The sequence below is a fragment of the Alistipes sp. AF14-19 genome (assembly GCF_003461645.1).
Lineage (GTDB): Bacteria > Bacteroidota > Bacteroidia > Bacteroidales > Rikenellaceae > Alistipes > Alistipes shahii.
In genome coordinates this window covers 76,028-96,643 of the sequence record NZ_QTXM01000012.1, presented here as the reverse complement: position 1 = coordinate 96,643, position 20,616 = coordinate 76,028, and the positions used below count along the sequence as shown (strand labels likewise).

Sequence of the window (20,616 nt, the reverse complement as noted above, 5' to 3'; positions counted from 1 at the left end):
AGAGCCTCTGTCTGAGTGCGTGGTTACCACGCTTCTTTTTTAGACAGACGGCATGGCAAAGATACAGGCAGTAACGGTGATGACATTGGACGGGTTCCTTCCGGAATCCGATAACGAGTCGATGCAATGGGTAATGGACCACAGGAAAGGTTTTGCCCATTGGCGTGAACGCTGTGACGCAAGGATTTTACCCCATTCCATTCTGGACCTGCTGTGCGAGAAAGACGGCAAAGACAATACCTTTACCTATCTGGCTGAAGTTTCCGATTCCGAATCGTTGGAACTGCTCCGTGGACTCTTCCACTACAACCTCGTGGACGAACTGGTCATCTACCTGCTTCCCATTTCCTCCAATCGGGGAACTTCCATACAAAGCATTCTTCCCGCTCTGCAATGGCGGTTGCATAAAGCCACTACCTTTTCTAACGGCATCTGCCGATTGATTTATCGCAACCCTCGCAAGATGTAACTTGCACATTGCGGGAATCCTTGCATTCTGCAAGACCGTTTTTTATCTCAATTTTTTCTTCGATAATTTTTATTTCGCTGTATTTCAGTGGAATGCCTGTGCCATTCCGTGAAATGCAGGGTCATTGGTACGCCATTAGCCCTATATCATAGTATAACCTGTTGCGCGACAAGGTGTAATCAGTCATTATTTACACTCAAAAGACAGATCATATTATGATACAGATAGACCGTGAGACGTTCCAGATGATGCTTCACCAAATCATGGAACGGTTCGACAAGATTGAAGACAAACTGGGCCGCATGAACCGGCAGACCTCCGCCCTTGACGGCGACAAGCTGCTGGATAACCAAGATATGTGCGAGTTGCTCGGTATCACGAAACGCACCCTTGCACGATACCGACAGAAAAAACTCGTGACTTATTACATGATAGATGGGCGTACCTATTACAAATCATCCGAGGTCAAGGAGTTTCTAAACCGTAAAGGCAGGCTCTCCCTCGCGGAAATGGAGCGAAATAAAATCAACGTTTAACAAATTAAAATGAAGAATTACGATGGAAATTATCAGTATGGACATCCGGACTTTCGACGCGCTCATGGCGCGTGTGAAAACCATCGAGGAAAAGGCCGACATGCTCTGCAAACGGCAGGAAGACCTCGGCTTGAAAAAATGGTTGGACAACCAGGAGGTATGCGACATTCTCGGCATATCGAAGCGTACCCTACAGGAGTACCGGGCCAAAGGATTACTGCCTTTCGGCAGGATCAAGAACAAGCTGTTCTACAAGCCGGAAGATGTGGAGAAAGTATTACAATCGTATTATCATGCAAATTCAAAGAAACTATGAGCCATTATTTCATCGATAAACAAGACCCGCGTGTGGCCGACCTTCTCCTCCGTCTGGAGAATACCGGCAGGGCACTGAAGAAAATGGAACCGAACTGTCAACGCTCGTTCAACGGCGAACGTTTCATGAATGATGTGGAATTGGCAAAATTCCTGCGTATCAGCCGCCGCACCTTGCAGGAATACCGTTCATTGCGCATCCTGCCTTACTACCTGATACAAGGCAAGGTGCTGTACAAGGAATCGGAAATTCAGCAACTGCTGGAAGAGGCGCATAGAAAGTGCCTTGACGAACAACGGAAATGGTTATGACCTGAGCAAGCGGTTCCAACGGAACAGTACGAGAGGAACAGCCCGGCAACACGGATTGTTCCTCTTATTTTTATTATCGTTTGTTTATACAGTCTTTCTTTTCCGCTTGGGCTTGGCGATAACTTCTTCTTCGTAGAGGTTTATCGGTCGCTTTGCCGACATTTCCCGCAACGCTCTTGTGTCCTCGTCCACTTTCCGGCTTTCCACTTCGGCATATATTTGGGTAGTCGTGATACTGGTGTGTCCCATCATGCGGCTCACAGTTTCTATCGGAATACCCAGCGAGAGCGTGATATGCGTTCCGAAATTATGCCTCGCCTTGTGGAAAGTCATGTAGAATCCGTATTGTTCACCGACCTCTTTCGTGAGTTTAATCAGGTAACTACGGCAATACACGTTGAAAATCTTATCGCTACGCCGTTCCGGCTTGTATTTCTCTATAATCCGCAAGGGAATATCCAGCAACCGGACATAAGAGGCGACATCCGTTTTTTTTCGCCGGATACGAATCCACTGACTTCTGTCCTCCTTCTGTATGATATCCTTTTCCGACAAGCGTTTCAGGTCAGCATAAGCCAGACCGGTGAACGTCGAAAAGATGAACCAGTCGCGGACACGTTGCAGGTTGGGTTGATCGAGTTGTGTCGCCATCAGTTTCGTCAGGTCCTCGTATTTCAGATGACGGCTTTTGCGCTTCGGCAGGGCCGGATGCAGTTCATCGTAAGGATCACGACGTAATGTTCCCTGGCTCAATGCGCGTTTAGTCATCTTTTTCAAGCGGTACAGATGTTCATGTACGGTCTTCTGCTGCATACCGCAATCGCTTCGCAGGTACAACTCGAAATCATCATAAAAATCCTGGTCGAGACTTTTCAAGGTGACATCTTCCGTTTTCTTTTTATCCCGTATAAACTCATGCAAATGTTTGTAGGAACGGGTATAGCTTTCGTAACTCCCTTTCTCCCGGTCCACACCGATTCTTTTCTTGAACTCCTCGTTATGTTCCCTGAACAATGCCAGCAAGGTCAATTTCTTCTCACCGATACCCAGCATGGCATTCTTGATCAATTCCGCCGTAACGAAACCAAGGCTGTTTTTGATACGCTTGTAATGCCCCCGGATTTGTTTGTCCAGGTCGTCTATGGCACGATTTACGGTAAGGGCGTTTTCGCTTCTGCCGTCGGCACGTCCCGTTTCCGGATTCCACAGGGCGGGATTTACCGCTACCTTAATGCCGATTTGTTCCCAATTGGCATCGACACTTACCTTGCACAACAGCTGACACGTTCCATCCTTGCGTACCTTTGTACGGTTGATATAGAACAGGATTGCAAACGTGCTGCGGTGCTTTATCTCTTTATTCCGAATGTTATTATTTATGTTCATGGCTGATAAATTTGATATTCGACATACAAGCTAAATGGCAACCGAGAACCGCTCGGCAATCTTGGCATCAAGCATACGGGTGTCGTTCTCTACTTTGTCATCGGTCACATGGGCATAAATCTGGGTGGTGCTTATCCGTTCATGCCCCAATATCTTGCTCACGGTTTCAAGCGGGACTCCGTTCGACAGAAGTACGGTCGTTGCGTTGGTATGGCGGGCCTGATGGAATACGAGCCGTTGCTCGATACCACACAAGTCGGCAATGGTTTTCAGCGCATTATTCAATTCGCTGTTGCTGTACATCGGCAGCAGTTTCCCTTCCGGTGCGGCATCCCTGTACTTTTCAAGGATATAGAGCGGAATATCCAGCAAGGGGACCTCATAGCTGATTTTTGTTTTCTTGCGGGAGGTCTTAATCCATAAAGTGCCGTCCTCGGCAGCCACGAGATCTCCATCCGACAAGCGGCACATATCCCCGTATGGAATCCCGGTAAAGCAGGAAAAAAGGAACAGGTCGCGGATATGGTAGAGTTTCCTGTTATGGAGCGGTGTTGACATGATGCGTTCCAATTCCTGCTCCGTGAGATACTTTATTTCCCTTGCCGGTCTTTCCGCCTCATAGCCGGCAAACGGATTGGACGTCAGAATACCTGCCGACTTCGCTCTCCGGATAACCGTCATAAGCAATGTGGTCAGATGTAAGATGGTTCCAGCACCCAGGCGGCAGTCCGTCCGCAGGTGCAGGTCATACTTGTCGATGAAAGACCTGTCCAACGCCGTGAACGGAATGTCTGACAAGTTGTATTCCTTATTGAGAAACTGCATAAGATGGCTGCAAGCATACTTGTAGGATGTGGCCGTGCCTTCCACGCGATTGACTCCGACTTTCTTCTCGAATTTCTTTATGAAACGGAGGAAGAACGCCACCAAAGTTTCCTGCCCGTAGGCCATGCCCAAAAGGATACATTTCACCTCCTCGGCTGATACTTTCTCCTGGAGGGCAAACAAGTCCTGATAGATGGAGAGTGCCGAAGCGCGTATCTCGTCCAATTGCCGGTTGATTTCCCTTGACCTTGCACTCTTCCCCGTGGCACGACCGCAAAGCCATGCCGATTCCGGAGCCGTCATCTTCACGCTGAAGGCCGCCTCGGAATACTTGCCTACATTCAACCTGCCCATAATCGGGCACTCTCCCTGCTCGTCCGCTTCGCTCTTTTTCAGGTAGAACGAAACCCTTACATCTTCTTGATTCATAGCTCTATACTTTTAATTGCAAAATTAACCGGTATAGAGTTACCTGTCAGCATGAAAAATATGGCAGAACATAGAAACAGACCCTTGAAACATAGAACAATAGGCATATTTGGTCGATACACGGAAAATTATGCGTATCTTTGTTCTCGCAAACAAGGGTTCTTTGAGATGACGGAGGCGAAATCAGGGTGGTTTCACGTTTCATTTTCGATGTCGTTCGACACTAAAAAAGGCAACGGATAGGTAGCAAAATCACCTCACAACTCCTCGACATACCGCTTTTTCAGTAAAAGGAAGAACATTGTCATTCAACACCCAATCCCTTTAGCCTCCAATCACTTACTTTATTCCGCCAAAATCTGCCTGAATCTCACGAATTCTTCGTATCTTTGACCGACAAACTCTTTGATTCATGCAACGTATAGTAGCCCCTTCGATGCTCTCGGCCGACTTCGGCCATCTGGAGCGCGATACCCGGATGGTCGACGCCAGTGCGGCCGAATGGGTCCATATCGACGTGATGGACGGCGTTTTCGTCCCCAACATTTCATTCGGGTTTCCCGTGCTGAAAGCCATCCGCAAGGCGACGGCGAAATTTCTCGACGTGCACCTGATGATCGTCAGCCCGGAAAAATACGTCGCGCGCTTCGCCGAGGCGGGGGCCGATCTGGTGACCTTCCACCTCGAAGCGACGGACGACCCCGCGGGGTGCGTCGCGCTGATCCGCCGGGCCGGAGCCAAAGCGGGCGTGTCGGTCAAGCCGGCGACGCCGGTGGAGGCGCTGCGCGAGGTGTTGCCGCTGGTGGACCTGGTGCTGGTGATGAGCGTCGAGCCGGGATTCGGCGGACAGTCGTTCATCCCGGGGTCGCTGGAGAAGATCGCGCAGCTGCGGGCGATGGCCCGGGAGATGGGTCTCGAAACGATCATCGAGGTCGATGGAGGCATCTCGGCCCGCAACGCCGGAGCGGTTTACGGGGCGGGCGCCGACGTGCTGGTGGCCGGCAGCAGCGTTTTCGGAGCCGAAGATCCGCAGGCCGAGGTCGTGAAGATGCTCAACGCCTGACCGGAGGGTCCGTCCGGAAGAGCGCAGGGGATTTCATTTCGGAAAAAACACTCCGTCAGCGTCCGGCGTGCCGGGCCGTCTCGGCGTCGAGCAGGCGGCGCAGTCGGCGCAGGAGCGCATCGTCGCGGAACCACTCCGCGCCATAGGTCAGGTTGAATTCGTAATCGAAATCGGCGGGATTGGCTCCCTGATTGTGCTGGAGGATGGTCTCGGCCTTGTCGAGCGCCTTGACCCAGCGGGCTTCGGGCGTGGCGCAGGCTTCGTACTCCTCCCAGAGCGTCCGGATGCGTGCTGCGGCTTCTGCGGGCAGCAGGGGCGTGAGCCGCTCCATGGCCGCAAGTTCCGCCGCGGCCTTGGAGGCGGGGTCGCACTGCGCAACGGCCGGGATGTCGCCTTCGTAAGCCTCCCCGAGGTCGTGGACCAGGCACATCGCAAGGACCCGAGGCAGGTCGAGTTCCGGTTTTTCGTCCGCAAGGACGAGGGCCAGCAGGGCCAGCCGCCACGTGTGTTCGGCGGTGCTTTCGTGCCGTCCGGTCGAGGTGCGGGCCGAGCGCAGGACGTTTTTCAGCCGTTCGGCTTCGCGCATGAATTGCAGGTATCGTTCCAGTTTTTCCATCTCCGGGATTCTGTTTCGGGACCGTAAAGATACGATATGTCGGATTAAATCGCTAACTTTGCGGTGTTTTTAGATTCGCCATGATTTCATTAGACAACCTTACCGTCAGTTATGGGGGCTGGACCCTTTTCGACAATATTTCGTTCCTGATCAACCCGAAGGACCGCATCGGACTGGTGGGCAAGAACGGAGCGGGCAAAACCACGCTCCTGCGCATCATCACGGGCGAACAGCAGCCCACGTCGGGCGCCGTGACGCTCAACGGCGACTGCACGATCGGATACCTGCCGCAGACGATGCGCGTGGCGGACACCACGACGCTCGCGGAGGAGACCGCCAAGGCCTTCGAGGAGGTGTTGCGGCTCGAGGCCGAGATCGAGGCCCTGACGCGCGAGATCGCCGAGCGCACCGACTACGAAAGCTCCGAATACGAACAGCTCCTGCACCGTCTGAACGACGCGCAGGACCACTATCATATCCTCGGCGGCGAGACCCGCGACGCGGACATCGAGAAGACGCTGCTGGGCCTCGGGTTCAAACGGTCGGATTTCGGGCGCGCCACGAGCGAGTTCTCGGGCGGCTGGCGCATGCGTATCGAGCTGGCGAAACTGCTGCTCAGGCGGCCCTCGATCTTCCTGCTGGACGAACCGACGAACCATCTCGACATCGAGTCGATTCAGTGGCTCGAAGAGTATCTCCGGAATTACAACGGCGCGGTGCTGCTCATTTCGCACGACCGCGCCTTTCTGGACAACGTCACCAACCGCACGGTCGAACTGTCGCTGGGCAAGATCACCGATTACAAGGTCTCCTATTCGAAATACGTCGTCCTGCGCGCCGAGCGGCGGGCGCAGCAGATGGCGGCCTACGAGAACCAGCAGCGGATGATCGAGAAGACCGAGGAGTTCATCGAGAAATTCCGTTACAAACCCACCAAGTCGAACCAGGTGCAGTCGCGCATCAAGCAGCTGGAGCGGCTGGACCGTCTCGAGATCGAGGAAGAGGACCTCGCCACGCTCAACATCAAGTTCCCGCCCGCGCCCCGCTCGGGGCAGATCGTCGCGGAGATCAGCGAGGCCGGCATGTCGTTCGGCGAGAAACATGTCTTCAGCGGCGCGAATTTCGTCATCGAGAAGGGCGACAGGATTGCGTTGGTAGGCCGCAACGGCGAGGGCAAGACGACCCTCGCACGCATGCTGATCGGCCAGCTGACGCCCACCGAAGGGTCGGTGCGCCTCGGGGCGAACGTCAATATCGGCTATTACGCCCAGAATCAGGACGATCTGATGGACGGCGATTTCACGGTCTACGACACGCTGGACCGTGTGGCCGTGGGCGACATCCGGACCCGCCTGCGCGACATTCTGGGGGCGTTCCTGTTCCGCGGCGAGGACATCGACAAGAAGGTCAAGGTCCTCTCGGGCGGCGAGCGGGCGCGTCTGGCGATGGCCCGCATGATGCTCGAACCGCGCAACCTGCTGGTGCTGGACGAGCCGACGAACCACATGGACATGCGCTCGAAGGACATCCTCAAGAACGCCATTATGAAGTACGACGGCACGGTGGTCGTGGTGTCGCACGACCGCGAATTCCTCGACGGCATGGTCGAGAAGGTCTACGAGTTCCGCGACGGCGGGGTGAAGGAGTATCTGGGCGGCATCTACTATTTCCTCGAAAAGCGCAAGCTGGAGTCGTTGCAGGAGATCGAGCGGCGCGACGCTCCGGCCAAAATGCCTGCGAAAGGCGACGAACCGAAGCCGGCCGTATCCGGAAAGCTCTCCTACGAGCAGAGGAAGGAGCAGGAGAAGCAGCTGCGCAAAGCGAAAAAGGTCGTGGAGACGATCGAGGCGGAGCTGGCCGACATCGAGAAGCGGATCGCGGAGTACGATGCGCGGTTCGCCGCCGCGACCGAATACAACGAGGCCGACTACAAGGCTTACAACGAACTGAAAACCCGTTACGACCACCAGATGCACGAGTGGGAGAAGGCGTCGTATGAACTGGAAATCATCGAAAACGAGTGATTCCCAATTCTCTCGGGCACCTTTCGAACTTCCCTCGCCGGTCGAGACAGTCACATACGTGGAGTATGCTCCTGCCTTGCCTGACTCGCGAAACTCAAAATATGCTCCGCGATAATCGGAAATCGGGAATGGCGAAGAACGAACAAAGCAAATATACCTAACTATGGATAGCAACCTTATTTTCGGGATTCGTCCCGTGGCCGAAGCGATCGAGGCCGGAAAGCAGATCGAGAAACTCTACATCCGCAAGGGAGCCGAAGGGCAGCTGATGCAGGAGCTGAAAGATCTTTGCATGCGCCACCGTCTGCATTATCAGGAGGTTCCGGTCGAGAAGCTCAACCGCCTGACGCGCGGCAACCACCAGGGCGTCGTGGCGCAGACCGCGGCCATCGAGTATGTGCAGCTGACCGACATTCTGGAACGCGTGCCCGAAGACGAGACGCCGCTCGTGGTGTTGTTCGACGGGGTGACCGACGTGCGGAATTTCGGGGCCATCGCCCGCTCGGCCGAGTGTGCCGGGGCGCACGGGCTGATCACGCCGCTGAAGAACTCGGCGCCCGTGAACGCCGAGGCGATCCGCTCGTCGGCCGGTGCGCTGACGACGATTCCGGTGTGCCGCGTCGGTTCGGTCCGCAATACGCTCAAGGCATTGCAGGCGGAGGGCTTTCAGGTCGTGGCCGCCACGGAGAAGAGCCGCAAACTGCTCTACGATGCCGATTTCCGCCGTCCTACGGTGATCGTGATGGGCGCCGAGGATACGGGTATCTCGAAAGAGGTGCTCAAACTCTGTGACGAGCAGCTGGCCATTCCGCTGATCGGCCACATCGAGTCGCTCAACGTCTCGGCCGCGGCGGCCGTGATGCTGTTCGAGGTCGTGCGCCAGCGCATCGGGCCGGAGAACTGAAAGGAGGAGACGGAGTCCCGTCATTGCGAGGAGCGCAGCGACGCGGCAATCTTTGCGGCGTTACGACACTCTCCGCAGATGGCCGCGGCATCTGACGACGCCTCGCCATGACGAACGAATATGCAAAGCCGATAATCAAAATCATAATTCTGTGAAAGCCAAACTCGAATACTGCCTGCGCTGGCTCCGCGAAGGGGCCGTGCGGGTCGTGCGGTCGTACCCGGTCGAAACGCTCCTGGCGCTCTACGCCTGCATCCGGTGCCTGCTCACCTACGAACTCGACTGGAGCGAGGAGGAATTGTTTAATAGACTCGGCCTCGTGCCGCTGTTCTTCGCTCTGGCGCTTGCCGTCAACAACCTGGCGGGGCGCGGACCGTGGCGGAAAGTCTATTGGGTCGTGTGGGCGCCGATCGTGCCGCTGACGCTTTGGAGCGGTCTCGGCGACTGGATCGAAAGCGCGTCTTTCCGCATTTCGCTCGGCATACTGGCGCCGCTGCTGTTGCTGTTGAGCCTGCGGGCCGTGCGCAACGACCGGTTCGTCAACGGCGCGCTCGTCTGGCTGCGCTCGGGTGCGCTGGCCCTGCTGTTCGCCAATGTCGCGCTGGGGCTGTTCTATGCGATACTCTATTCGGCGACCTATATCTTCGGCCTCGGCGGAGCGTGGATCGAACACGTCGCGGTGTGGTCCGTGACGATCTGCGAGACGCTGGCCGTGCCGCTGCTGTTCCTGATGATGGCCGACCGCTGGCGGGACGCCGAACTGCGCGGCAGCCGCATCCTCGAAATGCTGCTGAACTACATCGTGACCCCCGCGCTGCTGATCTACGCCGCGATCCTCTACCTCTACATGGCCAAAATCCTCGTCACGTGGACGCTGCCCGAGGGCGGCGTGGCCTATCTGGTCTTCGGGTTCACGATGACGGCGCTGGCCGTGAAGGCGCTGGGGCGGCTGCTTGAAAAACGGATTTACGACTGGTTTTTCGACCGTTTCAGCCTTGTGTCGCTGCCCGTGCTGACGCTGTTCTGGATCGGCGTGGTGCGCCGCACGAACGAATACGGCCTGACCGAACCGCGCGTCTACCTCGTGGTGTGCGGCGGTCTGATGACCCTCTGCGTGCTGTTGTTCCTTTCGCAGCGTACGGGCCGTTACCTGTGGGTGTGTCTTGCGGCATGGGTGAGCTTCGCCGCGCTGGCTTACGTTCCCTTCCTCGAGCCGGAGCGTATCGCCGTGCAGTCGCAGACGCAGCGCGCGGAGCGGGTGGCGGAGCGGCTCGGACGCCTCGGCGGGGACGGACGGCTGCTGCTGACGCCGATGCCGCTGGCCGATACCGTTTATAAGAAGGAGTACCGGAAACTCTACGAGTCGCTCGACTATATCCGCCGCGACAGCGCGGCTTTCGCCCGTTTCGGCGTGAAGGACCTCGACGATCTGGCCGCGATTTTTCCCGAAGCGATGCGCGATTACGTGAGGTGGGGCTATGATTGGAGCTGTGTCGATACATGTGTCGATACCAATATTATTGAACTGGAGGCGCCCGTTAATGTCCGGTTCGAGGTAAATGCGGAATATCCGCATTATTATACGAATCTCCGGAACTGGTACAACGATCATAGTTATGATGTCAGCAACGATACGCTTCGTCTGTTTTTGGGGGAGGAGTGTGCCGTGTACCGGATTTCCTGTCGGGATTTGCTGGAACGCCAGCTGGAAAGGAGCGGATTCGATCCGGCCGAAGCGTGCGAGCCTGCGCCGGAGCAGTTGCTGCGGCTGTTGGATTACCGCGATGACCGTTGCCGGATTCTGTTCGAAAATATTAAGTTGGAACGTACGGATTCTGCCGTTGTAATACAGGGAATGGCGATCAATGCTGTGCTGATGCGATGACCTCCCTCTATGTGCATCCCCGGCTGGGCGAGGTGACCCTCTCGCAGACCGTGCGCGCCCGCCGCATTTCGATTTCGGTGCGCGCCACGGGCGCCGTGCGGCTTTCGTTCCCCTGCGGGGTGCCGCAAAAACGGGCTTTGGATTTTCTGGAGCAAAAAGCGGAATGGATCGGGGCGGCGCGCGAACGGCTCGCCCGCAAGCGGGCATCCCTGCCTCCGCAGTTGCCGCCCGAGGAGCGGAAAGCCCGCATCGAGGAGCTGCGCCGTGCGGCGAAAGCCGACCTGCCGGGCCGCATCGGGCGGCTGTCGGAGGCGACGGGCCTGAAGTGCGAAAAACTTTCGATCCGCGCCTCGCGCACGAAGTGGGGGAGTTGCTCGGGGCGCAACCACATCTCGTTGAGCCTCTTTCTGATGACTCTTCCGGAGCACCTGCGCGACTATGTGATCGTCCACGAACTCTGCCACACGGTTCACCACGACCATTCGCCCCGTTTCCATGCCTTGGTCGACCGTCTGGTCGGAGGGCGTGAAAAAGCCCTTAACCGGGAGTTAAGGGCTTTCACGATTCGTTAGCGGGAATTTTCTATCGGGAGAGAGCCTGTTTCTCGCGTTTCCAGGTTGTGGCGCAGAATGCCGTGGCAAGCAGGCTGGCGACAATGAACATCCAGAAGGTGGCGTTCCATCCCAGCGAGTTGTCGTTGGCGACCGAACCCATGACGATTTTCGCCAGCACGGCGTCGCCGAACAGGTAGCCGAACAACCCGACGAATCCTGCGGCCGTTCCGGCTGCATTCTTCGGCACGAGGTTCAGCGCCTGAATGCCGATCAGCGCCACGGGACCGTAGATGCAGAACCCGATTTCGCAGAGCGCCGTGTAGACGACCGTGCGGCCGATGGCGGCAGGGTCGCCGCCGAAGATTTCAGCCAGCGACTGGGCAATGGGAGCGGCTTTCCAATAGACCAGAATGCCGATTAGCACCAACACCATGTAGATCACGTTGGCCGGGGCGCAGCGTCCCTTGAAGAATTTGGCCGAGATCCATCCGCAGATGATCGTTCCGGGGACGCCCGCGTAGTTGTGCAGCGAGAAGGCCAGGTTGCTCTGCGAGGCATCCATGATATTCATCTCCTGCAGGTAGACCGGCGCCCAGTCGCTGATGCCGTAACGCACCAGATAGACGAAAGCGTTGGCCAGGGCGATGAGCCAGAGAATCTTGTTCTTGAAAATGTAGTCGACGAAGAGTTTTTTGAAGGGGATTTTCTGTTCTTCTCCCTTGGCGGCCTTTACCGCCGAGTAATCGTTGCGGTATTCGTCGATGGGAGGCAGCCCGCAGGCCTGGGGCGTGTCGCGCAGCGCCCACCAGCAGAAAACGGCCAGAAGAAGCGCCACGCAACTCGGGAAGATGAAGGCTGCACGCCACGTGTCGCCCCATCCCAGCATGGCGAAGATGGCGATTCCGGCGGTTACGAGCAGTCCCAGCGAGCCGCTGCCGATCGTGTGCGACGTATTCCATACCGACATTTTGAAACTGCGTTCGTTCTGGGAGAACCAGTGGGCCATGATACGCCCGCAGGGAGGCCATCCCATGCCCGAAAGCCAGCCCACCAGCAGCATCAGACCGAAGATAATGCCTACGTTGATGCCGGGATTTGTGTGGCTGTAAGGGATCAGTCCCGTGCAAATCATCAGCAACGATGAGAGAATAAGTCCTACGACAAGGAATTTGCGTGCGTCGGAACGGTCGGAAAGGCTGCCCATGATGAACTTGCTGAAGGCATAGGCGATCGAGATCGCCGAACCCGCGAGTCCTACGCTGGCCTTGTCGAGGAGTCCCGACTCGATCATGCCTGGCGCTGCGAGCGAAAGATTCTTGCGCACCAGATAGTAGGCTGCGTATCCCAGAAACGCACCCAAAAATACGCGCAGACGCATCTGCGCGTATTTGGCCGGGATTTTGTCCTGGGAGAGCCTCGGTTTGGGAGCCGGAGGATTAAAAAAATTGAACATTTTAAGCTTGGGTTAAAGTCCGTTTAAGCTTCAAAGATATAATTTTTCGCCATCTTCGTGAAACTTTCGACCTGCGCATCGATCCATGCCTGGTCGCGGCCCAGTTCGCGGGCCATCGTTTCGGCGACCTTCGGAGCGGCGGCCATCGCCTCGCGGGCGTCGACGAACAGCAGCCGCACGCGGCGCGCCAGTACGTCCTCGACCGTGAGGGCCATCTCCTCGCGCACGGCCCAAACCACCTCGGCAAGCGTGTAGCCGAACTTCGGAGAGAGCTTTTCGCCCAGCGCCGGGTTTTCCTTGATCAGATTCAGGATCTTCGGCTCGTCCGAACCGTAAACGTACATATGGTCGGCGAGGTTGGGATTCTTGCGGTAGCCGTGGATGTGGAATTTCTTGGTCACGCACTTGCGCCGGGGAAGTCCCGCTACTTCGATGGCCTTGTCCACCGTGTCCTCGGCCATCAGGCGGTAGGAGGTCCACTTGCCGCCGGTGATCGTCACCAGACCGTTGTCCGAGGTGATGACCTTGTGGCTGCGCGAAATCTCCTTCGTGTTCTTGCCCTCCTTCTTGGGCGCCGCCAGCGGACGCTGACCCGCGAATACCGAGAGGATGTCCTTGTAGGTGGGCGCCGGGTTCATGTAGAGTCCCGCGGTGCCGAGGATGAAGTCGATCTCCTCCTTCAGCGGACGCGGCTCCTCCTCCGGGGTGGGGCGCACGATGTCGGTCGTTCCGACCACGACCTTGTCGTGCCAGGGCACGGCGAACAGCACGCGGCCGTCCGAGGTCTTGGGAACCATGATCGCATAGTCGCTCTGCAGGAATTTCATGTCCAGCACGAGGTGCACGCCCTGGCTCGGGGTGACCATCTTGCGGTGTTCGGGGCTGTCCATGTGCATGATGTCGTCGACGAAGCAGCCGGCGGCGTTCACGACGCTGCGCGCCTTGATCGAATACTCCTCGCCGGTGGTGTTGTCGACGAACTTCACGCCGGCGACCTTGCCCGCCTCATTGTGCAGGATGCCCGTCACGGTGGCCTCGTTGACGACCGTGCCGCCGTTCTCGACGCAGGTCTGGGCGAGGTTGATGGCCATGCGCGAGTCGTCGAACTGTCCGTCGTGGTAGACCACGCCGCCCTTCAGCCCCTTTTCGACCGAGGTGGGGATGTATTTCATCACTTTCTTGGCGGAGATGTACTTCGAACGTCCGTAGCCGAAGCCGAACGAGAGCAGGTCGTAGAAGGTCAGGCCGCAGAAGTAAAGGAAATTGTCCCAGTAGCGGTAGTTCGAAATGACGAACGCCTGGTCCTTCACCAGATGCGGGGCGTTGGCCTTCATGCGGCCGCGCTCGCGCAACGCTTCAAGCACCAGCATCACGTCGCCCTTTTGCAGGTAGCGCACGCCGCCGTGCACGAGTTTGGTCGAGCGGCTCGACGTACATTTCGCAAAGTCGGTCTTCTCCAGGCAGGCTACGCTCATGCCGCGCGTGGCTGCATCCACCGCGACGCCGAGTCCGGTCGCACCGCCGCCTACGACTACCATGTCCCAGATTTTGCCCTTGTCGGACAACTTTTTGATTTGTGATGCTCTTTCCATAAATATCGGTTTGATGATTGATTTCGTTTCGGAACAAAAGTACAAATCATTTCGGCGATTTCAAAATAAAAAACCTTTTAATTTGAAATATTCTGATCGGGCATGCAATTTCTTGCGGGAGGGAAAATAATCGCGGCGGAATGTTCGTGTTTCGAATATTTTTCGTATATTAGTCTCTCAAAACTTTAAAATTTTAATTGCGCATGAACAAACCAGGTGAAGAACCACTTTTGAGCCTTCCGGAACGGCACAGCCGTATTTTGTCGCTGTTGCAGCAGAACGGCTCGATTTCGGTGACACAGCTCTCCGAGCTTTTCAAGGTTTCGGAAGTGACCATCCGCAAGGACCTGTCCTACCTCGAACAGCAGAAGAAACTCTACCGGACGCATGGCAGCGCCATTCTTATAAGCCCTTATATCAGCGATCGCCACGTCAACGAGAAAGAGAAGAAGAACGTCGCCGAGAAGCGGGCGATCGGTGCCGCCGCCGCGGCCCTCGTGTCGCAGGACGATTCGATCATCATCGCTTCGGGCACGACGATGGCCTTTCTGGCCCGGGAGATCAAACCCGTAGGCCGCCTGACGGTCATCACGGCGGCGGTTCCCGTGACGCAGATTCTCTCGCAGCACGCCGATGTGGACGTCATCCAGCTGGGCGGCATCACCCGCAGCAGTTCGGTGTCGGTCGTGGGGCCTTTTGCCGAGGCGATGCTCCGCAATTTCAATTGCAGCAAACTGTTCGTAGGCGTGGACGGTATCGACACGGAGTTCGGACTGACGACGACCAACGTGCTCGAAGCCTCGCTGAACGATGCGATGATCAATGCCGCGCAGAAGGTCGTGGTGCTGGCCGACTCGTCGAAATTCGGCCGCCGCGGGTTCAGCAAGATCTGCGACCTGGAGGCGGTGGACCGCATCATCACCGACAGCGGCGTGCAGCCCCTCTATCTGGAGCGCCTGCGCGAACGCGGAATCGAGGTGACGGTGGTGGATGTCTGATATGCCATTCTTCCCCGAACGTGGAATCATAAAAAAGCGGCCGTGAACATCACGGCCGCTTTCAGGTTAAGCGAAAAATAGAGGTTCGGCACGGTTTATCATTTCGGTTCCGGTTTACGGTAAAAGTCACCTGCATGTTGGAAGTCGAATCCTATCATTTTTTCATTATACGTGTCTTTCATTTTGGAAATCGTGATCTCTATTTTGATATTTGTCCAATGTGCCGGATTAGCTACCGTAGGCTTTTTATCATAAAATTGGTAATAATCCGCATTCGGAGTTTCGATGACGTATGCAGGTGCGCCGCAATATTTCTCGATCGCCTGGACGACCTCTTCCCGCGTGGCCGTCTTACTCTTTAAACCGAAAACGGCAAAGTCCGAGATATTGTGCCAATTATCGGAACGCGGTCCGATGCTGATGCTGTTTACAAGGCAGTCGGCTTCATCGAGTTCCTGCGCCGTGGGGTTGAATAGCGTAGCCTCGATTCTCTCTCCCTTCCCGTTGGTTAAAGTTACGGCCCAAAATTCGTTTTCGCCGGTAGGAGGAATTTTGGTGTTGACTGAGCCGCTTTTATAATTCGAGGTCTGCATCAGGTCGATAAGTTTGCAGGGAAATTCGATTTTGCAACCGTTGAGAACAAATCCCGACTCCCAGAACGCCTCCGGGATGTTTACAATGTCTGTTTGTGCAATGACCGCATCTCCTGGCCCGAGGCTCAGCAATCCCAGCATCAGTAGCGCTTTTTTATACATATCTTTAGCGGCTGTCTGACGAATCGGCCGGTCGTTATTTCAGCAGGGCTTGCAGCCGCTCGGGGTAGTCGGTGGTGATGTAGTCCACGCCCAGCCCGATGAAATACTTCATGTCCTCCTCCGAATCCACGGTCCAGACGTTGACTTCGAGACCCAGATCGTGCGCCTGCTTCACCCATTCGGGGTTTTTGCGGAGCACCTTCATCGAGTAGTCGATGCCGGCCAGCCCCAGTTTCTTGATGCTCTTGGGAGCCAGGTCGCCGTTGAGGTAGTAGATTTTGGTGTCGGGAATGAGCTTCTTGAATGCCATGCAGGCGTTGATCGAGAAGGCGATGATCTCCGTCTGGTCCAGCACGCCGTATTTCTTGAGCTGCTTGACGATCTTTTTGGCGGCGAGGTCTTCGCGGTTGTAATCCGAAAGAGACTTCATTTCGAGAATCAGGCGCGTGTTGGGTTTCGAGGCGACGAGTTTCAGGTAGGCGTCGAACGTGGGGATGTTCTCGCCGTTGGGCAGCACGATGGCCGTGATCTCCTTGGCGGTGGCTTTCTCCATGTTGACGTCCGTGCCTTTGTAAATGCGGTCGTGGTTGACGATCAGTTTGTCGTCGGCGGTGAGCCATACGTCGATTTCCGAGCCGAAGACACCGATGGCGTCGGCTTTCGTGAACGAAGCGATCGAGTTCTGCGCCGATTCGGGGGCTGTCCAGTAACCGCGGTGTGCGATTACCTTGGGTTGGGCTGCGACGGCGCCTCCTGCTAACAGCATGGCGGCGGCCAAAATGAGGTTTTTTGTCATATCGTTTGAAATGTTAGTTGGTGACTTCTGAAACGAAACTATTACAAAGGTAGCAAACATTTCCGGATTTACAAGTCGAAAGGAAGGCAAAACTTTCGTTTGCATAAGGATGTCGCCGCAGCCGTTTTCGGGGATTCCGGGCATGAAATGGTCGATTTTTATTGTTAATTGAAGCAAAATTATGCCGGGCGTCACGGATTTTTTTCCTATCTTCGTGCAATCCGAATCCGGATACTCAAACTTAAAACCACAAAATAAGAGCCATGAAAGAAAAAGTCAGCAAGAAATTCAATGAACTTTACGGCGAAGGAGCCATCCTGTTCGCCTCTCCGGGCCGCATCAACCTGATCGGCGAGCATACGGACTACAACGGGGGTTTCGTCTTCCCGGGGGCGGTCGATAAGGGCATTGTCGCAGCGATCCGGCTCAACGGCACGGACAAGGTGCGCGCTTATGCGCTCGACCTGGGCGAAAGCTCGGAGTTCGGCCTGAACGAGGCGGACAAACCGGCCGAGAGCTGGGCGTGCTACATCTTCGGCGTCTGCCGCGAGATTCAGAAGCGCGGCGGCAAGATCGGCGGTTTCGACACGGTGTTTGCCGGAGACGTGCCCCTGGGCGCCGGCATGTCGTCGTCGGCAGCGCTGGAGTCAACCTACGCCTTTGCGCTGAATGACCTCTATAACTGCGGTATCGACAAGTTCGAACTGGCGAAGATCGGCCAGTCGACCGAGCACAACTACTGCGGCGTGAACTGCGGCATCATGGACCAGTTCGCCTCGGTGTTCGGCAAGAAAGGCAACCTGATCCGTCTGGACTGCCGTTCGCTGGAATACGCCTACTTCCCGTTCGACCCGAAGGGCTATAAGTTGGTTCTGCTGGATTCGCGCGTGAAGCACGAACTGGTAGGCTCTCCGTACAACGACCGCCGCGCTTCCTGCGAGCGCGTTGCGAAAGTGCTGGGGCAGGAGTTCCTGCGCGGCGCCACGATGGAGCAGCTCGAAGCCGTCAAGGATCGGATTTCGGAGGAGGACTACAAGCGCGCCCGCTATGTGATCGGCGAGGAGAAGCGCGTTCTGGATGTTTGCGAGGCGCTCGAAAAGGGCGACTACGAGACGGTCGGCAAGCGCATGTACGAGACCCACTGGGGCATGTCGAAGGACTACGAAGTGTCGTGCGAGGAGCTGGACTTCCTGGCGGAGGTCGCCGAGGAGTGCGGCGTGACGGGTTCGCGCATCATGGGCGGCGGCTTCGGCGGCTGCACGATCAACCTGGTGAAGGACGAACTTTACGACAACTTCATCGCCACGGCCAAGGAGAAGTTCAACGCCAAATACGGCCACGAACCGAAGGTTTACGACGTCGTGATCTCCGACGGTTCGCGCCGGCTGTAATTTTCGATGATTGCGGCGCATCTGCCGCAATCATCCCCCGAACGGGACGAATGGAGCATACGTCATCCATTCGTCCCGTTTTTACGATGTATGCCTCGCTGATCAAAAACGACGGAACTTTCGGGGGGGGGCAATCCGTGGACGGCTTCGGTCGAATTGAAAACAGCGGACTCTTGTGGTCCGCCCTTTTCGTTTTTGCAGGCTATATGAAAAACGCCATCGCCGAGAGCAGTTTGCGCAATTCGGCCAGCGCTCCCGAGATGTGGTACTGCACGGTCTTGGGGCTGATGTTGAGCGCCTCGGCGATATCGTTGTAGGACATGTTCTCGTAACGGCTCATGCAGAAAACCCGCCGACGCTGCTCGGGCATGTTGCGGACCGCCAGGTCGATCATCTCCAACAGGTCGTCCGTCGACACGCTTTCGTCGGCCTGGGGCGCGGCGGGACTCTCCGCAGCTCCAGTTTCCGCCTGATATTTGGACTCTACCTGCCGGTGCTTGTAGGCATTGAAGATGGCATTGCGCGTCATGCGGAACAGATAGCCCCGAAACGAAAGGACGGCCCCGAGTCCCCGGCGCTGTTCCCAGATTTTCAGGAAAATATCGTGCGTGACATCTTCGGCGTCGGTCCGGTCTTTGAGCAGCCGGAAGGCGAAATCACGGACCTTGGAGGCATAGCGCAGGTAAAGGATATCCAATGCTTCGGAATCCCCGTCACGGAGTTTTTTCAGGATAATATGTTCGTCGCAATCCATAGTCGGTCGGTGCAAATATAGATTTTAAGCGAATAAATTAAAAATCTTTTCTCCTTTTTTCACGATTTTTTAACGGAACGGCGGGAATATAAAAAAAATTGTACGAACTGACTGGCCATCGCCGCCGGCAAGTTGTCTTAATTTATGGAACCGGCTCCGAAAACAACTATTTAACCTGAAAAACTCAACATGAAAAAACAGCTACTATTCATTGCGGTCCTGTTGTGCGCATGTCTGGCGGGCAGCTGCAAGGACGACGATCCGGCGGCCCCCGACAGTCTTTACATGCACAGCACGTCGGGAACCGTAGAGGCCGTTGCCGGCACACAGTCCGTGACGATCTACACCACCTGCGGTTGGAAGGCCACCGGCGACGACTGGATCACGATCGAACCCCTTTCGGGAGGCGAAAAGGGCATTTTCGCCGTTCACCTCAGCTTCGGGGCCAACGACACGGGCGCACTGCGCACCGGCCGGGTCGTCTTCGAGGCCGGGACCTATTCGGAAACCTACACCCTGACGCAGAAAGCGCAATAAACCGCAGCCCCTCTAAAACCGGCACACGATGAGCAAAACGGAACGCAAGCGAATCATCGACTACATATTCCGCCATCCGGACACCCCGGAAGACATCCGGCAGCAATTCGAACGCTGGATGCTGGCCCGGGAGCACGACTCCGGGATCGACGAAATCCTGTGGGACATCTGGGAAAACCATGCGGCGCCCGCCTCGGAGGAGGAGGACCGCAGGGGACTCGAACGGCTCCGGGCATCGCTCCGCGCAAGCCGGGTCCGCACGCTTCCACGCCGCGTCCTGCGCTATGCAGGCATGGCCGCCGCCGTCGTGCTGGTATTCCTCGGAGGCTATTTCGCCGCCACGCAGACGCTCGCACCCGAAAAGGAGGTCACGCTGCTGACTGCCAAGGGACATGTCGGGGAGTTCACCCTGCCCGACGGGACAAAGGTGTGGCTCAACGGCGAAAGCCGGTTGAAGTACAACGCGGAATTCTCGGGCAGGACCCGCGACGTGGCCCTGACGGGCGAAGCGTTCTTCGAAGTGCGTAAAGACACGCTGCGGCCGTTCCGCGTCAGCATGAACGACTTGCAGGTCGAGGTGCTGGGCACCTCGTTCGACGTCATGAACTACGCGTTCGGATCGAGCGAGGAGGTGGTGCTCAAAACCGGCTCGGTGAAGATCTCCGGGGAGCATCTCCGAAGCCCCGTGACGCTGCGTCCCGACGAGCGGTTCTCGCTCGACCGGCTTTCGAAACGCGCCTGCGTCGAAAAGGTCGACGCGCGGAATTACAGCCAGTGGTTCTCACCGCGTCTGATCTTCGACAACACGCCGCTGAAAGACATCATCATCAACCTCGAACGGAGGTACAATATCGAAATCTCCCTCTCTTCGAACATCTCGCCTGAAAAACGACTGTCGCTGGTCGTCTGCCACGAACCGCTGGAAGACCTCATGGAGGTAATGTCCTCGCTGATGTCGATCCGCTACCGCATAGACGGCAACCGCGTCCTGATCACCCAGAGATAAACCCTGTAACATAGAC

General features: G+C 56.4%; 21 protein-coding genes. 13 read left to right on the top strand and 8 right to left on the bottom strand.

Annotated elements, in window-relative coordinates; genetic code table 11:
* Positions 1-52 precede the first annotated feature (52 nt).
* The 4 genes from DWW03_RS11130 (at position 53) to DWW03_RS11115 (ending at position 1,632) form a co-directional block, all read left to right on the top strand.
* A complete protein-coding gene (locus tag DWW03_RS11130) occupies positions 53-469 on the top strand; it encodes a hypothetical protein (RefSeq protein WP_118404644.1) in 417 nt (138 codons plus the stop codon).
* Between the two features lie 215 nt (positions 470-684).
* On the top strand, positions 685-1,005 hold the full coding sequence (locus DWW03_RS11125; protein WP_118404645.1) for a helix-turn-helix domain-containing protein: 321 nt from the start codon (positions 685-687) through the stop codon (positions 1,003-1,005).
* Between the two features lie 22 nt (positions 1,006-1,027).
* Positions 1,028-1,321 carry a helix-turn-helix domain-containing protein gene (locus DWW03_RS11120; protein ID WP_118404646.1) on the top strand — a complete coding sequence of 98 codons (294 nt, stop codon included), beginning with the start codon at positions 1,028-1,030 and terminating at the stop codon, positions 1,319-1,321.
* Complete coding sequence (locus DWW03_RS11115; RefSeq protein ID WP_118404647.1) at positions 1,318-1,632, top strand: helix-turn-helix domain-containing protein; 315 nt, start codon at positions 1,318-1,320, stop codon at positions 1,630-1,632. The genes DWW03_RS11120 and DWW03_RS11115 overlap by 4 nt, the downstream gene beginning before the upstream one ends.
* 84 nt (positions 1,633-1,716) lie before the next feature.
* Here the strand turns inward: DWW03_RS11115 and DWW03_RS11110 are convergent, their stop codons facing one another.
* Both DWW03_RS11110 and DWW03_RS11105 read right to left on the bottom strand, forming a co-directional pair.
* Positions 1,717-3,018 carry a site-specific integrase gene (locus DWW03_RS11110; RefSeq protein ID WP_118404648.1) on the bottom strand — a complete coding sequence of 434 codons (1,302 nt, stop codon included), beginning with the start codon at positions 3,016-3,018 and terminating at the stop codon, positions 1,717-1,719.
* Positions 3,019-3,048: 30 nt separating this feature from the next.
* A complete protein-coding gene (locus DWW03_RS11105; protein WP_118404649.1) occupies positions 3,049-4,272 on the bottom strand; it encodes a site-specific integrase in 1,224 nt (407 codons plus the stop codon).
* Between the two features lie 412 nt (positions 4,273-4,684).
* On the opposite strand from DWW03_RS11105, the gene rpe reads away from it, so the two are divergent.
* Complete coding sequence (gene rpe, locus DWW03_RS11100) at positions 4,685-5,335, top strand: ribulose-phosphate 3-epimerase (protein WP_118406765.1); 651 nt, start codon at positions 4,685-4,687, stop codon at positions 5,333-5,335.
* A gap of 55 nt (positions 5,336-5,390) precedes the next feature.
* Here the strand turns inward: rpe and DWW03_RS11095 are convergent, their stop codons facing one another.
* A complete protein-coding gene (locus DWW03_RS11095) occupies positions 5,391-5,951 on the bottom strand; it encodes an HD domain-containing protein (protein ID WP_015547195.1) in 561 nt (186 codons plus the stop codon).
* Between the two features lie 80 nt (positions 5,952-6,031).
* Here DWW03_RS11095 and abc-f point away from each other — a divergent pair, with 80 nt between their 5' ends.
* The 4 genes from abc-f to DWW03_RS11075 all read left to right on the top strand — a co-directional run bounded on the left by abc-f (position 6,032) and on the right by DWW03_RS11075 (position 11,336).
* Positions 6,032-7,975 carry a ribosomal protection-like ABC-F family protein gene (abc-f, locus tag DWW03_RS11090; protein WP_015547194.1) on the top strand — a complete coding sequence of 648 codons (1,944 nt, stop codon included), beginning with the start codon at positions 6,032-6,034 and terminating at the stop codon, positions 7,973-7,975.
* Between the two features lie 163 nt (positions 7,976-8,138).
* Positions 8,139-8,879, top strand: coding sequence for a 23S rRNA (guanosine(2251)-2'-O)-methyltransferase RlmB (gene rlmB / locus DWW03_RS11085; protein WP_015547193.1), 741 nt, complete (start codon positions 8,139-8,141; stop codon positions 8,877-8,879).
* 151 nt (positions 8,880-9,030) lie between these two features.
* Positions 9,031-10,764, top strand: a complete 1,734-nt coding sequence (locus DWW03_RS11080) for a DUF4153 domain-containing protein (RefSeq protein ID WP_118406764.1) — start codon at positions 9,031-9,033, stop codon at positions 10,762-10,764.
* Positions 10,761-11,336: a M48 family metallopeptidase gene (locus DWW03_RS11075; protein WP_118406763.1), complete on the top strand. Its 576-nt coding sequence runs from the start codon at positions 10,761-10,763 to the stop codon at positions 11,334-11,336. Before DWW03_RS11080 ends, DWW03_RS11075 begins: the two co-directional genes overlap by 4 nt.
* Positions 11,337-11,346: 10 nt before the next feature.
* Here the strand turns inward: DWW03_RS11075 and DWW03_RS11070 are convergent, their stop codons facing one another.
* Both DWW03_RS11070 and DWW03_RS11065 read right to left on the bottom strand, forming a co-directional pair.
* Positions 11,347-12,771 carry an MFS transporter gene (locus DWW03_RS11070; protein WP_015547191.1) on the bottom strand — a complete coding sequence of 475 codons (1,425 nt, stop codon included), beginning with the start codon at positions 12,769-12,771 and terminating at the stop codon, positions 11,347-11,349.
* Between the two features lie 23 nt (positions 12,772-12,794).
* Positions 12,795-14,363 (bottom strand): glycerol-3-phosphate dehydrogenase/oxidase, encoded by a 1,569-nt coding sequence (locus DWW03_RS11065; protein WP_015547190.1) that lies wholly within the window; start codon positions 14,361-14,363, stop codon positions 12,795-12,797.
* A gap of 203 nt (positions 14,364-14,566) precedes the next feature.
* On the opposite strand from DWW03_RS11065, the gene DWW03_RS11060 reads away from it, so the two are divergent.
* Complete coding sequence (locus DWW03_RS11060) at positions 14,567-15,361, top strand: DeoR/GlpR family DNA-binding transcription regulator (RefSeq protein WP_022062312.1); 795 nt, start codon at positions 14,567-14,569, stop codon at positions 15,359-15,361.
* A 98-nt stretch (positions 15,362-15,459) separates the two neighbouring features.
* On the opposite strand, the gene DWW03_RS11055 is transcribed toward DWW03_RS11060, so the two are convergent.
* Entirely contained in the window at positions 15,460-16,095 is a 636-nt protein-coding gene (locus DWW03_RS11055) for a hypothetical protein (RefSeq protein WP_022062311.1), read from the bottom strand.
* Positions 16,096-16,150: 55 nt separating this feature from the next.
* Positions 16,151-16,912 (bottom strand): glycerophosphodiester phosphodiesterase family protein, encoded by a 762-nt coding sequence (locus DWW03_RS11050; RefSeq protein ID WP_118406762.1) that lies wholly within the window; start codon positions 16,910-16,912, stop codon positions 16,151-16,153.
* 263 nt (positions 16,913-17,175) lie between these two features.
* Here DWW03_RS11050 and galK point away from each other — a divergent pair, with 263 nt between their 5' ends.
* A complete protein-coding gene (galK, locus tag DWW03_RS11045) occupies positions 17,176-18,303 on the top strand; it encodes a galactokinase (protein ID WP_015547187.1) in 1,128 nt (375 codons plus the stop codon).
* A 202-nt stretch (positions 18,304-18,505) separates the two neighbouring features.
* Here galK and DWW03_RS11040 read toward each other — a convergent pair whose 3' ends face one another.
* On the bottom strand, positions 18,506-19,057 hold the full coding sequence (locus DWW03_RS11040) for an RNA polymerase sigma-70 factor (RefSeq protein WP_015546288.1): 552 nt from the start codon (positions 19,055-19,057) through the stop codon (positions 18,506-18,508).
* Positions 19,058-19,246: 189 nt separating this feature from the next.
* Here DWW03_RS11040 and DWW03_RS11035 point away from each other — a divergent pair, with 189 nt between their 5' ends.
* Positions 19,247-19,594 carry a BACON domain-containing protein gene (locus tag DWW03_RS11035; RefSeq protein WP_022062308.1) on the top strand — a complete coding sequence of 116 codons (348 nt, stop codon included), beginning with the start codon at positions 19,247-19,249 and terminating at the stop codon, positions 19,592-19,594.
* 28 nt (positions 19,595-19,622) lie between these two features.
* Positions 19,623-20,600: a FecR family protein gene (locus DWW03_RS11030; protein WP_022062307.1), complete on the top strand. Its 978-nt coding sequence runs from the start codon at positions 19,623-19,625 to the stop codon at positions 20,598-20,600.
* Positions 20,601-20,616: the final 16 nt, after the last annotated feature.

Excerpts from the sequence above, each read along its gene's own strand:
- DWW03_RS11035 (WP_022062308.1), top strand. The coding sequence starts at position 19,247 with ATGAAAAAACAGCTACTATTCATTGCGGTCCTGTTGTGCGCATGTCTG.
- DWW03_RS11065 (WP_015547190.1), bottom strand. The coding sequence starts at position 14,363 with ATGGAAAGAGCATCACAAATCAAAAAGTTGTCCGACAAGGGCAAAATC.
- rlmB (WP_015547193.1), top strand. The coding sequence starts at position 8,139 with ATGGATAGCAACCTTATTTTCGGGATTCGTCCCGTGGCCGAAGCGATC.
- DWW03_RS11050 (WP_118406762.1), bottom strand. The coding sequence starts at position 16,912 with ATGACAAAAAACCTCATTTTGGCCGCCGCCATGCTGTTAGCAGGAGGC.
- DWW03_RS11095 (WP_015547195.1), bottom strand. The coding sequence starts at position 5,951 with ATGGAAAAACTGGAACGATACCTGCAATTCATGCGCGAAGCCGAACGG.
- DWW03_RS11125 (WP_118404645.1), top strand. The coding sequence starts at position 685 with ATGATACAGATAGACCGTGAGACGTTCCAGATGATGCTTCACCAAATC.
- abc-f (WP_015547194.1), top strand. The coding sequence starts at position 6,032 with ATGATTTCATTAGACAACCTTACCGTCAGTTATGGGGGCTGGACCCTT.
- DWW03_RS11115 (WP_118404647.1), top strand. The coding sequence starts at position 1,318 with ATGAGCCATTATTTCATCGATAAACAAGACCCGCGTGTGGCCGACCTT.
- DWW03_RS11120 (WP_118404646.1), top strand. The coding sequence starts at position 1,028 with ATGGAAATTATCAGTATGGACATCCGGACTTTCGACGCGCTCATGGCG.
- galK (WP_015547187.1), top strand. The coding sequence starts at position 17,176 with ATGAAAGAAAAAGTCAGCAAGAAATTCAATGAACTTTACGGCGAAGGA.
- DWW03_RS11070 (WP_015547191.1), bottom strand. The coding sequence starts at position 12,771 with ATGTTCAATTTTTTTAATCCTCCGGCTCCCAAACCGAGGCTCTCCCAG.
- DWW03_RS11110 (WP_118404648.1), bottom strand. The coding sequence starts at position 3,018 with ATGAACATAAATAATAACATTCGGAATAAAGAGATAAAGCACCGCAGC.
- DWW03_RS11130 (WP_118404644.1), top strand. The coding sequence starts at position 53 with ATGGCAAAGATACAGGCAGTAACGGTGATGACATTGGACGGGTTCCTT.
- DWW03_RS11105 (WP_118404649.1), bottom strand. The coding sequence starts at position 4,272 with ATGAATCAAGAAGATGTAAGGGTTTCGTTCTACCTGAAAAAGAGCGAA.
- DWW03_RS11060 (WP_022062312.1), top strand. The coding sequence starts at position 14,567 with ATGAACAAACCAGGTGAAGAACCACTTTTGAGCCTTCCGGAACGGCAC.
- DWW03_RS11075 (WP_118406763.1), top strand. The coding sequence starts at position 10,761 with ATGACCTCCCTCTATGTGCATCCCCGGCTGGGCGAGGTGACCCTCTCG.
- DWW03_RS11030 (WP_022062307.1), top strand. The coding sequence starts at position 19,623 with ATGAGCAAAACGGAACGCAAGCGAATCATCGACTACATATTCCGCCAT.
- DWW03_RS11040 (WP_015546288.1), bottom strand. The coding sequence starts at position 19,057 with ATGGATTGCGACGAACATATTATCCTGAAAAAACTCCGTGACGGGGAT.
- rpe (WP_118406765.1), top strand. The coding sequence starts at position 4,685 with ATGCAACGTATAGTAGCCCCTTCGATGCTCTCGGCCGACTTCGGCCAT.
- DWW03_RS11055 (WP_022062311.1), bottom strand. The coding sequence starts at position 16,095 with ATGCTGGGATTGCTGAGCCTCGGGCCAGGAGATGCGGTCATTGCACAA.